General features: G+C 40.5%; 8 protein-coding genes and 3 pseudogenes. 6 read left to right on the top strand and 5 right to left on the bottom strand.

Annotated elements, in window-relative coordinates; genetic code table 11:
• The first annotated feature begins 109 nt into the window (after window positions 1-109).
• The 4 genes from RAM70_RS20845 (at window position 110) to clpB (ending at window position 5198) form a co-directional block, all read left to right on the top strand.
• On the top strand, window positions 110-1003 hold the full coding sequence (locus RAM70_RS20845) for a methylenetetrahydrofolate reductase (protein ID WP_312675428.1): 894 nt from the start codon (window positions 110-112) through the stop codon (window positions 1001-1003).
• 119 nt (window positions 1004-1122) lie between these two features.
• Window positions 1123-1431 (top strand): hypothetical protein, encoded by a 309-nt coding sequence (locus tag RAM70_RS20840; RefSeq protein WP_002781238.1) that lies wholly within the window; start codon window positions 1123-1125, stop codon window positions 1429-1431.
• 22 nt (window positions 1432-1453) lie between these two features.
• Window positions 1454-1939 carry a GNAT family N-acetyltransferase gene (locus RAM70_RS20835; protein WP_149988076.1) on the top strand — a complete coding sequence of 162 codons (486 nt, stop codon included), beginning with the start codon at window positions 1454-1456 and terminating at the stop codon, window positions 1937-1939.
• A 601-nt stretch (window positions 1940-2540) separates the two neighbouring features.
• A complete protein-coding gene (clpB, locus tag RAM70_RS20830; protein WP_312675425.1) occupies window positions 2541-5198 on the top strand; it encodes an ATP-dependent chaperone ClpB in 2658 nt (885 codons plus the stop codon).
• A gap of 201 nt (window positions 5199-5399) precedes the next feature.
• Here clpB and RAM70_RS20825 read toward each other — a convergent pair.
• A pseudogene (locus tag RAM70_RS20825) lies at window positions 5400-5753 on the bottom strand (ISKra4 family transposase); the annotation flags it as partial.
• Window positions 5754-5927: 174 nt separating this feature from the next.
• Window positions 5928-7121: an IS4 family transposase gene (locus RAM70_RS20820; RefSeq protein ID WP_045356150.1), complete on the bottom strand. Its 1194-nt coding sequence runs from the start codon at window positions 7119-7121 to the stop codon at window positions 5928-5930.
• A gap of 117 nt (window positions 7122-7238) precedes the next feature.
• Between RAM70_RS20820 and RAM70_RS20815 the strand changes: the two genes are divergently transcribed.
• Window positions 7239-8375, top strand: coding sequence for an IS4 family transposase (locus RAM70_RS20815; RefSeq protein WP_312675958.1), 1137 nt, complete (start codon window positions 7239-7241; stop codon window positions 8373-8375).
• Between the two features lie 21 nt (window positions 8376-8396).
• Here the strand turns inward: RAM70_RS20815 and RAM70_RS20810 are convergent.
• Both RAM70_RS20810 and RAM70_RS20805 read right to left on the bottom strand, forming a co-directional pair.
• A pseudogene (locus RAM70_RS20810) lies at window positions 8397-9113 on the bottom strand (ISKra4-like element ISMae42 family transposase); the annotation flags it as partial.
• A gap of 72 nt (window positions 9114-9185) precedes the next feature.
• On the bottom strand, window positions 9186-10196 hold the full coding sequence (locus tag RAM70_RS20805) for an IS4 family transposase (RefSeq protein WP_312675424.1): 1011 nt from the start codon (window positions 10194-10196) through the stop codon (window positions 9186-9188).
• A 131-nt stretch (window positions 10197-10327) separates the two neighbouring features.
• Here RAM70_RS20805 and RAM70_RS20800 point away from each other — a divergent pair.
• Window positions 10328-10957 (top strand): annotated as a pseudogene (locus tag RAM70_RS20800) (IS4 family transposase); the annotation flags it as partial.
• A 68-nt stretch (window positions 10958-11025) separates the two neighbouring features.
• Here RAM70_RS20800 and RAM70_RS20795 read toward each other — a convergent pair.
• A complete protein-coding gene (locus RAM70_RS20795) occupies window positions 11026-12042 on the bottom strand; it encodes an IS4 family transposase (RefSeq protein ID WP_288016859.1) in 1017 nt (338 codons plus the stop codon).
• Window positions 12043-12047 lie beyond the last annotated feature (5 nt).

Here is a 12047-nt window from a genome sequence, read left to right as displayed (position 1 = left end):
AGGTGCTGACACCGACCAGTATAAAACAGCCCGATGATCATTCCTTGCCTCCGAGTCATTTCCGGGCTAAATCTACTATAAAATTTATGGTTAAAACCTAGATAACTCGATGACTACTCGTTTACAACGCGCGGTTCAAGACCGAGAATTTTTGATTACAGCCGAGATTACTCCCCCGAAAGGTGGTAATGCCAGTCATATGCTAGAAATGGCCCTCTGGCTAAAAAATCGCGTTCATGCGGCTAATATTACCGATGGCAGTCGCGCCGTAGTGCGAATGTCCTCTCTGGCTGCCTCCGCTATTCTCTATCAACACGACATTGAACCCATCTGTCAAATGGCCTGTCGCGATCGCAATGTGATCGGATTACAAGCAGATCTCATGGGCGCTCATGCTTTGGGATTGAGAAATATACTAGCTTTAACTGGAGATCCCGTCAAAGCAGGAGATCACCCCAAAGCTAGGGCAGTTTTTGACCTAGAATCGGTACGTTTGTTAAAATTGATCGATAAATTAAATAAAGGTTTTGACTTTAACGATAAATCTTTACCGGATGGACCCCTAGAACTTTTTGCTGGGGCTGCCGTCGATGTGCAGTCAAAAAGTAGGTCCGGTCTTCAAAGCCGTTTTGAGCGTAAAATCGAAGCAGGAGCGCAGTTTTTTCAAAGTCAATTAGTTACGGATTTCGAGTGCCTTGATAAGTTCATGCAAGAGGTGGCCTCGCTGGCCGATAAACCGATTCTAGCGGGGATTTTTCTGTTGAAATCAGCTAAAAATGCCGTATTTTTAAATAAAAATGTGCCGGGGGTACAAATTCCTGACCAGATTATTCAAAGACTCGCTGATGCACCTCATCCCCTCGAAGAAGGTATCAAAATCGCCGCCGAACAAATAAAATTAGCCCAGCAGTTATGTCAAGGTGTCCACATCATGGCGATTAAACGAGAGGATTTAGTCCCGAAAATTCTCGATCTGGCCGGTATCCCGCCAATACATAACTGAGATGAAAAGTCAATAGTTTTTAGAAAAAATTAACTTTCATTTTGACTAGCGGTCTTTTGACAACAATTCTACCCCTAACCTAGGATGGGAAGGCTCAAAGCATCTTCGTGGTTAAAAGCATGGATTCCAATCTAGGTCAAGAAAAAGAGAATAGTTGTGGTAATTCCGGGCGAAAATGGTTGTCGATCGGTATTGCCCCCACTGGTATAATTTCTATTGGCATTGTTCCCATGGGCGTTATTTCCATCGGTATTGTTCCTATGGGAGTAGTTTCCATTGGAACCGTGGCCATGGGGACAATTGCAGCCGGTTTTGTGTCCATGGGACTTTTCAGTATTGGTAGCGTTGGGATGGGATTAAATAACGGCCATTTTTCCAATCTTAATTCTCCCCCTGCTGAATCTCCCCATAAACATCATCAGCATTAAAATCAAGATTTGACCAGCAATCATGAATTATTCCATCCGTGCTGCCGTTGCTACCGATGTCAAGGCTATTTTTGACTTAATTGTTGCCTTAGCGGCCTATCAAGAACTCAGCCATTTAATGACAGGAAATAGTCAAGCTTTAGGGGATCATTTATTCGGAGAAAAACCCTACATCGAAGCATTGGTGGCGGAGGTAGAGGGTAAAATAGTTGGTTTTGCCCTATTTTTTGCTAACTATTCCACCTTTATAACTAAACCGGGGATTTATCTGGAAGATATCTTCGTTTTACCCGATTATCGCAGTCAAGGTATCGGGAAAGCTTTACTAATGGCTGTGGCTAAAATTGCCGTCGCTAGGGATGCAGGACTTTTAGAATGGACTGTCTTAGAGTGGAATCAACTGGCGATCGATTTTTATGGAAAAATGGGGGCTAAGGTCTTCAAAGAGTGGCAAATTTGTCGTCTCACCGGGACTGCTTTAACCGAATTGGGTAATAGCGATAAATAAGTCAGTCCCGATGCAACAAGTTACACCGTCAAGCATGAAAATATTCTGATCCTAAATCCGGTTATTAAAAACTGATTATTTATTCCCCCTTTTGCAGGAGTTTCTTTCCTGATATGTGGCCTAGACTCAACGGATGGCCGTATTACTTCAGATCTGATTACTCAATCCAAGCTTTTGGGGGGTTCTACCCCCCAAACCCCCCGTTGGGGGCGTGGCGCCGCCCCCAAACCCCCCGCGCATTAGTTTTTCGGTGGGATGCTTACACGCAGCCGCTGACGCATCTGTAATAATTTGAGAGTCACTTCACTCGCAGGAGTGCCTCTCCTGATATGTGGCCTATACTCAACGGATTTAGTATGATTGACGAATTTGCCTTATTTCAGCTTCTATTTTCAAGTCAGGAGATAGGAGTCAGGAGATAGGAGATAGGAGACTTTTTTATTTATTCTCCCCACACCCTACACCCTACACCCTACACCCCACACCCTACACCCCACACCCTCTTTCAAGTCAGATCCTTTGTTGAGCCTGGAACTTTGTGATCGATCGAGACTCCTTGCTATACTATACCTCTGACACTGGCTTTCCTCATTGGTGCAGAATGCAACCCACAGACTCGAATAAATTTACCGAACAAGCTTGGGATTCGATCGTTAAATCGCAAGAAATTGCGCGACGCTTTAAAAATCAGACCTTAGAGGTGGAACACGTTATTATTGCCCTCCTAGAGCAGAATAACGGTCTAGCCACCCGGATTTTACAAAAAGCTAATATAGAAATTCCCCGACTGCAACAACAGCTAGAAGTCTTCACCAACCGACAGCCGAAAGTGGCCATCGTCGATCAATTATACCTAGGTCGTGGTCTTGATCTGTTACTCGATCGCGCGGAAGCATCCCGGGAAAGTTGGCAAGATAAATTTATCTCCGTCGAACATCTTCTCGTCGGTTTTGCCGAAGATGAAAGGGTTGGCCGGAAATGTTTACGCACTTTCAATCTTGACCCCCAAGATTTAGAATTGGCCATCAAAGCGATTCGCGGTACTCAAAAGGTTACTGAACCCAATCAAGAGGAAAAATACGAGGCTTTAGATAAATATGGCCGGGATTTAACAGCAGCGGCCAAAGAAGGCAAATTAGACCCGGTTATCGGTCGTGATGAAGAAATTCGACGGGTGGTACAAGTCCTCTCGCGACGGTCGAAAAATAACCCGGTTTTAATCGGTGAACCGGGGGTAGGAAAAACCGCTATCGCTGAAGGATTGGCCCAAAGGATTGTTAACGGAGATGTTCCCGAATCTTTGAAAAATCGTCAGTTAATTTCCCTCGATATGGGAAGTTTAATCGCTGGGGCAAAATATCGAGGCGAATTTGAGGAAAGATTGCGGTCAGTCATGAAAGAAGTGACCCAATCAGAAGGGCGAATTATTCTCTTTATCGATGAACTACATACCGTTGTCGGTGCGGGTTCTAGGGAAGGGGGATCGATGGATGCGGGCAACCTATTAAAACCTATGTTAGCTCGGGGGGAATTGCGCTGTATTGGGGCGACAACTTTAGATGAATATCGCAATCATATTGAAAAAGACCCCGCTTTAGAAAGACGTTTTCAACAGGTTTATATTAAGGAACCTTCCGTGGAGGATACTATCTCAATTCTCCGGGGTTTAAAAGAACGTTATGAGGTGCATCATGGGGTGACAATTACCGATTCGGCCCTAGTGGCAGCAGCTACCCTATCCCATCGTTATATTAGCGATCGTTTTTTACCGGATAAAGCGATCGATTTAGTCGATGAAGCGGCGGCCAAATTAGAGGTAGAAAGTACGACTAAACCCGCCGATTTGGAAATGATAGATCGTCGCTTAATGCAGTTACAGATGGAAAAATTCTCTTTGGAAAAAGAGGAGAAAAAAGATCGAGCTTTTCAAGAGCGTTTAGAAAGAATTATCGAAGAAATTGAGGAATTAGAAAGTAAACAAAAGCCTCTCGCTGACCAATGGCAAACGGAAAAACATATCGCCGAGGAAATTAAATTGTTACGAGAGGAAGAAGAACAATTGCGCCTACAGGTGGAACAGGCCGAACGAGCTTATGATCTCAATAAAGCGGCCCAATTAAAGTATGGCAAACTAGAAATTTTACAGGGGGAATTAGAAGTAAAAGAAAAAGAACTAGAAACGATTCAAGTTGCCGGGGCAACCCTGTTAAGACAACAAGTCACCGATGCCGATATCGCCGAAATAGTTGCCCGTTGGACGGGAATTCCAGTCAATCGTTTAATGGAATCGGAACGACAAAAATTATTAGAATTAGAGTCTCATTTACAGAAAAAAGTTGTCGGACAAAATGAAGCGGTCACGGCAGTAGCGGCGGCGATTCGACGCGCACGCGCGGGAATGAAAGATCCCTCGCGTCCGATTGGTTCATTCCTATTTATGGGACCCACAGGAGTGGGTAAAACCGAGTTAGCGCGGGCCTTGGCGGGGTTACTGTTCGACTCCGAGGAAGCCATGGTTCGCATCGATATGTCGGAATACATGGAAAAACACGCGGTTTCGCGGTTAATCGGCGCGCCTCCGGGTTATGTGGGTTACGAGGAAGGGGGACAACTATCGGAAGCGGTGCGTCGTCGTCCCTATTCTGTGGTTTTATTGGATGAAGTGGAGAAAGCCCATCGCGATGTTTTTAACATTTTATTACAAGTGCTTGACGATGGGCGCATTACCGACTCTCAGGGGCGAGTGGTGGATTTTCGGAATACGATTATCGTCATGACCAGTAATATTGGCAGTGACCATATTTTAAATGTTTCCGAAGATGCCGATTATGAGGAGATGCGGAAACGGGTTTTAACAGCTTTGCGGAGTCATTTTCGTCCCGAATTTTTGAATCGTATCGACGATTTAATTATTTTCCATACCCTCAAAAAAGAAGAATTGCGTTACATTGTTCGTCTGCAATTACAGCGTCTGGAAAGATTATTAGCAGAACAAAAAATCAATCTAGAATTAACTGCGGCAGCAGAAGATCATATCGTTACTGTTGGTTACGATCCTACCTACGGTGCGCGACCTTTAAAACGTGCTATCCAACGGGAGTTAGAGAATCCTTTAGCCACAAAAATTCTCGAACAAGCTTTTATGGAAGGGGATACGGTAGTAATTGATTGTCTGGATGAAGTGTTAAGTTTTAGCAAAAAGGAGCTAAAAAAGGAAGGGACAACATTAGAATTAGCCGTGGTTAACCTCAGTTCCTGAGAGGGGGACAAGCGAGCTAGAAGGTAGATAGGGCAAGCGATATCGCTCTTTGTCCTTTGATGTAATCCTTCAACCGATAGCGGCTAATTTGCATTAGCTCTTCTATATTTTTTGGGAACATTTGATGTAGCTGGAGCCAATGATAGAGATGTTGACCCGGGAGCAAGTCAGTTTTGTCAGAACATAAATACTATTCAATAGCTAAAGACTGTTATTTAGGTAAGCACAGCGGTGTTTAAGCACTTGAGGGATATTTTCTTCATTCCACTGGGCTCCAGAAATTTTCAGTCGTCGGTCAATCTGTTTAACCGTGGATTCAACGGCTCCCGAAGCAATAGAGCAAATCTCTTCTTGTTGATAGTAATTATAATTAACAATTCGATGACGATGAATCTCTAAATAACGACAGAAATTTTCAGCTCGTTCGTTTTTTAAAGGAGAGATTAATGCTATTGTTTCCTCAATTTTGCCCTGCCATAATAAACTTTCTGCTTTTTTCAATCTCTTCACTGAACCGCCGACTTTATGAAGATTTTCTACCAAATGAAACCAGTCTCAAGGGGTGACAAAGGGGTTCAAAGGTAATCAAGATAAAGACTCTAGCCAAATGAACCCAAAAGAAATAGAGTGGTTGAGACAACCACCCAAAATTTCAATATGTTACCATCATTCTATCAGGCCTGTTTACAAGCCAGCTTGACACAAGCACCTCAAGGGGTGACAGAAAGGTTAAAGAGCTTGCTTGATAAGGCTCATAGCCGTTAACCCTTTGGAGAAATAAGGGTTTTTCTGGGGTTTGAGGCGTATCAAAGAAAGGGCAAGTTCCGAAAAAATATCCATCGACTCAACCCAAAAAGTACCATAAGTCCCTATCCAAAAATCACTATGTCTTTCAGCAGAACGATTAGATTCTTTGAGGCGACAAATATAAACACGGTGGGGTAAAATATTGAGTTGTTGACCCCGTATTGTATTTAAAGAATAGGCGATAGCAATTAATAAAACAAGAGCTAAAAAACGCGGTTCGCTAACTTTAGTTTTCTCGATATTATAACCTCCCGTTTTACAATCTTTGAACATTGCTTCAATGCCAAAACGAGATTCATATAAATTTAAAGTCTCATCCAAAGAGTCAAGATTAGTAAGAAGATACCAAGGAGCTTCGGCTTGTTTACTACGGTAGCGTCTTTTCCAGCGAGTGGCCAAATTAAAAGGGCCAAGTTTATGAGCAGATGTATGATAAATATCCGAAAAAAAATGCTGAGTCCCCGGTTGAATATCTAGAGCTTTTAGAGGTTGATAGTTTTCTTCACCTGATAATAGCAAAGATGTTCCCTTCTTTTGTCTCAGAATAAAGGCTATCCCCTTTTCGTCTAGCCACTTTCCTAGTTGAACACTGTGAAATTCTCGGTCGCCTATCACGACAACTGGGTAGGATTTCAAAAATTTTAATACCGGCTTGAGAAAGTTTTTTTGGTTCCCTAAATTACTGCTTCCTTGTTTATCTAACAATATCCAGTACACAGGTAACGCCCTTTTTCCACAAATAACACTAGCTACAAACAAATTTCTTCCTTTCCAATCTGTTCGGTCAATTACCAATAATAGATGTCCCAGATGCTTAAGTTTTTTCAGTTTTCTTCTTTGATGTCGATTTTTATTTTTTTCGCTAAACTCTTGCTTAATAATGTGTTTAATTAGCGGAAACCATAACAATTTTACACTTAATTGCGGTAACTTGAGAAACCTTTGTAAATTTCTTCTTCTGCTTTCAAAGGTAATTGGTTGGGGAAATAAGGCGGCCAATCTCTCCAATTGTACTGTTCTATGGCTTTGTAGGAGCAGTATAAGAATTTGTAGAGTCAGATATTGTGCTTGTGTCAAGCTGGCTTGTAAACAGGCCTGATAGAATGATGGTAACATATTGAAATTTTGGGTGGTTGTCTCAACCACTCTATTTCTTTTGGGTTCATTTGGCTAGAGTCTTTATCTTGATTACCTTTGAACCCCTTTGTCACCCCTTGAGCACAAGCACAATATCTGACTCTACAAATTCTTATACTGCTCCTACAAAGCCATAGAACAGTACAATTGGAGAGATTGGCCGCCTTATTTCCCCAACCAATTACCTTTGAAAGCAGAAGAAGAAATTTACAAAGGTTTCTCAAGTTACCGCAATTAAGTGTAAAATTGTTATGGTTTCCGCTAATTAAACACATTATTAAGCAAGAGTTTAGCGAAAAAAATAAAAATCGACATCAAAGAAGAAAACTGAAAAAACTTAAGCATCTGGGACATCTATTATTGGTAATTGACCGAACAGATTGGAAAGGAAGAAATTTGTTTGTAGCTAGTGTTATTTGTGGAAAAAGGGCGTTACCTGTGTACTGGATATTGTTAGATAAACAAGGAAGCAGTAATTTAGGGAACCAAAAAAACTTTCTCAAGCCGGTATTAAAATTTTTGAAATCCTACCCAGTTGTCGTGATAGGCGACCGAGAATTTCACAGTGTTCAACTAGGAAAGTGGCTAGACGAAAAGGGGATAGCCTTTATTCTGAGACAAAAGAAGGGAACATCTTTGCTATTATCAGGTGAAGAAAACTATCAACCTCTAAAAGCTCTAGATATTCAACCGGGGACTCAGCATTTTTTTTCGGATATTTATCATACATCTGCTCATAAACTTGGCCCTTTTAATTTGGCCACTCGCTGGAAAAGACGCTACCGTAGTAAACAAGCCGAAGCTCCTTGGTATCTTCTTACTAATCTTGACTCTTTGGATGAGACTTTAAATTTATATGAATCTCGTTTTGGCATTGAAGCAATGTTCAAAGATTGTAAAACGGGAGGTTATAATATCGAGAAAACTAAAGTTAGCGAACCGCGTTTTTTAGCTCTTGTTTTATTAATTGCTATCGCCTATTCTTTAAATACAATACGGGGTCAACAACTCAATATTTTACCCCACCGTGTTTATATTTGTCGCCTCAAAGAATCTAATCGTTCTGCTGAAAGACATAGTGATTTTTGGATAGGGACTTATGGTACTTTTTGGGTTGAGTCGATGGATATTTTTTCGGAACTTGCCCTTTCTTTGATACGCCTCAAACCCCAGAAAAACCCTTATTTCTCCAAAGGGTTAACGGCTATGAGCCTTATCAAGCAAGCTCTTTAACCTTTCTGTCACCCCTTGAGGAAACCAGTCAAGTATTTCTCTTTTTTCTCCTGGACAATCCCAGTTTTTCACAATTTTCCCAATACCGGGATGTCCGTCTCCCAAACAGGTAAGGGGGTCAGATAAAGGTTGTTGATTAACCCAATATATTAACGATTCATTCTCTCCAAACCAAGCTTTTCTTAGGAAAGTATCAACACAGATTGCTTTATAATCTTTCCAGATACAAGCCTCTCCCTTAGTTTCGGTTCTTAAGCGCACTTTTCCTCCATCTAGACTAATTTCTTGAACGGGGTTTCCTGATTCTTCTTCGGCAAATTGGTGGCGATGGACTAATCGTTGTTGAGTCCTAGCCGAGACCTTCATCCCTGTATAAAATTGAAGATCTCTGGCGGCATTTTCATAAGAAACATTGGCACTAGCTCTTAAACAACAGCGTTCTAAGTAAGGACTAATTTGGTTATTACGAGGAATATTTAAACGGATTGCTTGTTTTTCTGTCAGGCATAATTCTCCGATGATGCTTTTTATTTTTCTCGGTCTCCCGGCTTGAGTTCCTGTCGTTTTTGTGACAAAAAAAAATCCTAGTTTCGGAGTTATATATTTTAAGGTCTGTTCTCTTATTGTCGTCTCTATTCCCTCTAAAGTTTGGATTTTTTCAGCCTCAGCTTCCTGATGAAGAATCTTGGCTATCGCTTGAATATGTTGGTTAAGTTCTTGTTGTTGCTCTGGAGTCATTTTTGTCTTTTCCCCACTCTTTTCTCTATCCCATACCCAATTGATGCTTTTGTCAAGTAGTTTATTTGTTCTTCAGCTTTGACTTGCTCCCTGTTGACCCACATAAAAACTGCTGTGTCTGCGTTGACCTTTATATCTTTTTTCAGGTCTTGTAACATATTTTTGGATTCCCATATCCTTAATTTTTTTACCTTGTAGTGTGGCACTTGTATAGGCGATAGCTATAACAATTATCAGCTTTGATAGGTATTTCGGTGCTAATTGAGAACCTTCTAAGCTATAGCCTCCCGACTTAAAATCTCGGAACATCTCCTCAATATCAAATCTTTTTTGATAGGCCATTATTGCCGTCTCTAAATCTCCAAAGTTAGTCAGAATATACCAAGGCTCTTTTGTTGGAAAACCCCGATAAGTTTTTTTCCACTTACCCGCTAAGTTAAACTCGCCAAATCCCTTCTCTTTTGTAAGATTAACATCATTTAAAAATAGTTGAGTTCCTGGACTTAAACCTAAGGCTCTCATTTCTTGATAAATTCCTTCTTTTGTCTTGACATTTGTACTTTTTTTTTGTCTTAAGCAAAAGTATAAACTCTGCTTCTGAAGCCACTTTCCAAGACTGACCGAGCAAAATTCTCTATCTCCTAACACCACTATTTTATGACCTGATAGCACGCTCAATGTTTTTTCTAATACTCGCTGCTGTTCTTCGAGATTACTACTTCCTTTTTTATCTAATATCTCCCCATAGATTGGGATGGCTCTCTTGTCATAAATTAGACTCACCATCAAGATATTTATTGCTCCCCAACTTGTCCGGTCTATAGCAATATACGCTAATCCTTTTGTTGTGAATCTCTGCTGCTGTTTTAACATCTCTTTTAGGCAGAGAAACCAGATTTTTTCAATATTCAGAATTTCCAGCTTTAAAAATCTTTTTAGTTTTTTTCTCCGACTCTCAAACAGGATTGGTATTGGTAAGGCTTCAGCTAATATCTCTAACTTAGCTTGCTTTAGTATTTGCCAGGTTCCAACTATCATTAACAACAGTAGATATCTGGCTCGTCCCAGTTCATTTTCTAACACTTTCTGGTATAGTTCACTTATCATTTTCGCTATTTAGGTCATATATGGTAAATATGACTGATCTTTTTTGGGAGTCTGTGTCTGTATTTTATGCTACATAAGCTTTTCAGCTTGCTTGTCCCCCTGTCAGGATGGCCAAGCAACGCAAAAAAAGAGAAACCCAAGAAAAAGAAAGTCAAAGATGGTTAGATTCTTGGTCAGAAACACAACAACAAATACCCGAAGAAATTCAAGTAGTAACAATCGGAGATTGTGAAGCAGACATATTTGATTTATTTGCCCAATCAAGAAGTCCTAACTCTCATTTATTAATCCGAGGAACTCATAACCGAAAAGTTAACTATCTCGAAGACAAGCAAAGGTCAGGGCATCCAGAGCCTAAATATTTACATCAATCCATCAGAGAAATAAAAGCCTGTGGTACCCTAGATGTGCAAGTAAAACGCAATCCTAATCACGAGGCTAGACTAGCTAAACTAACAGTTAGATTTGCCAGTTTTGAAATACAAGTACCTAGCCATCACCCCAAGGCGAACCCTCGTCAACCTGTCAAATTACAGGTAATTTTAGCCGAAGAAGAAAATCCGCATCCCGGAGTTAATCCTATCAGTTGGCTCCTCTTAACTAGCCTGGACATTAGTAGCTTTGAATTGGCGATAACCTGTGTGCGCTGGTATAGTTATCGCTGGTTGATAGAACGCTATCATTTTGTTTTAAAAAGTGGTGGTGGATTAGAAAAACTGCAATTAGAAACGGGTAGGAGCAGAAACGTTGAATCCTGTAATAAAACTTTACATTGACAAGCATAATACCCCTATAACATCAAATTTTAAATTGAATAGACAATCCTCCGGAACCAGTGTACATAGCTAATATGTTGACACATGAAACTCTGTAAATAGCGCAGTTTGTCTAATAAGCTTTTCCCAAATCCTTCTTCAATATCTATTAGCTGTAGAATCAGATAAGCGATAATGCAACTATAGATCTGTAGGCGGATTCCGTTCTCGTTTTTAGTGATTAGATTATCCAACTTTAGATGCATTTTTAAAAATTTCCACAGCAGTTCTATTTGCCATCTTTGGATGTAAATTTCGGCAACTTCTTCATTACTAACTGCTCCTTCTCCTTCTAGAGGTAAATCTGTCGCCAGCCGAAATTCTGTTTGACTTTCTAGGTCGCAAAAAGCGACTACTCTTACTTCTATTTGTCTTTTATCTTTTCCGAGTTTACACTTGCCATTTTCGAGCATCTCTAGGCTAATATTATTTTTCACTCTCAAGACAAAATGCTTGTCACTACTCTCTAATAATTCGGTGATTCTTTGATTAGACGCAAATCCTCTATCCATTGCTCCAACTCCATTTACAGGAATTGCTTCTATCGTTTTTCCTCCTTCTTTTGAGTCATGACCTTGACCAAAATGGATGAGTATTCCGACCACCTCTGTTGTGATACTATTAAGACCAGAGAATAGTTTTACTTGATGCCATCCCTGGGACCATAGTAATTTACTGGTTAAGCTAATTATTGTTGAGTCAATAGGAAATAAAGCTCGCGCATTCTCTATTCCTTTTTTGGCAACTAAACGCTTATTTAATTCGACAATGACTTTCTCAAATGGACTTGTTTCTCTAATTTTGCTTGCCTTAGAAAATGTGGATAAATTTACATTAATTCCTTGAAGTACCATTCTACTGCATAAGTCCCTCATACTGACGATGCTTTTATCTAAAGCAAAACCAATCCAACAGGACAAAAATGTAAAAGTATCTAAAGCGGGGTAGTCATTTTTAGGCAGTGGTTTGAGAAGCTCTTTTATGAGTTTTGAAAAATTCGTCATCAGGGCAA

It is taken from the genome of Microcystis wesenbergii NRERC-220, assembly GCF_032027425.1.
In the GTDB taxonomy this organism is placed as follows: Bacteria; Cyanobacteriota; Cyanobacteriia; order Cyanobacteriales; family Microcystaceae; genus Microcystis; species Microcystis wesenbergii_A.
Note: the sequence above shows the minus strand (reverse complement) of the source record. Positions and strands in the feature narration are given on the sequence as shown.